Below are 552 nucleotides of genomic sequence, written 5' to 3'. Positions count from 1 at the left end.
ACGGCGAGCGAGCAATCAGACACTGGTTTTTGTGCCTGTTGTTCTTTGGTTGGTTGCTGATACCTTATCTGCATTATTACAGAGCTTGGTACAGTTTTTTGGTAGCTATGGCTGGTTACCTGAGTGGAGTTACTCGTTTTTACCCATACTATTTTTGGTATTGTTTTTATGGCAGACGCTCGCTTTGCTATGGATTTTTTCTCGTCGCCTGCGCATACCATGGTGGGAGCGAATTATTATCTTAGTTGGTGCCGTGGCATTGTTGACGATCTGGCAGCGCAATGTCGCTGATCAGCCTATCTTTAAGCAAATTCCAGTAGAGCCTGTGTTGGAAGAGGCGGCACTATATGAACAGCCCCGTTTATTACAGCAAGCATTAAATAGTATAGACCCAAGTATCGATGGCAAAACCGACTGGTACTTTATGGGTGTGGCAGGGTTCTCTGGTCAAAACGTCTTTCGTTCTGAGATCAATAAAGTACGCGAGCTGTTTGATGTGCGTTTTGGGACCAGCGGGCACTCGTTGTCTTTGATTAACAATACGTATAGTTG

1 pseudogene is annotated in these 552 nt (G+C 44.9%); it reads left to right on the top strand.

Features of this window, described 5'->3' with window-relative positions:
* A pseudogene (locus ACS8FC_RS20065) lies at positions 1–552 on the top strand (C13 family peptidase); the annotation flags it as partial.

It is taken from the genome of Psychrobacter sp. 1Y4 (assembly GCF_051847555.1).
The sequence above is the reverse complement of the archived record's forward strand: the minus strand, read 5'-3'. Positions and strand labels throughout refer to the sequence as shown.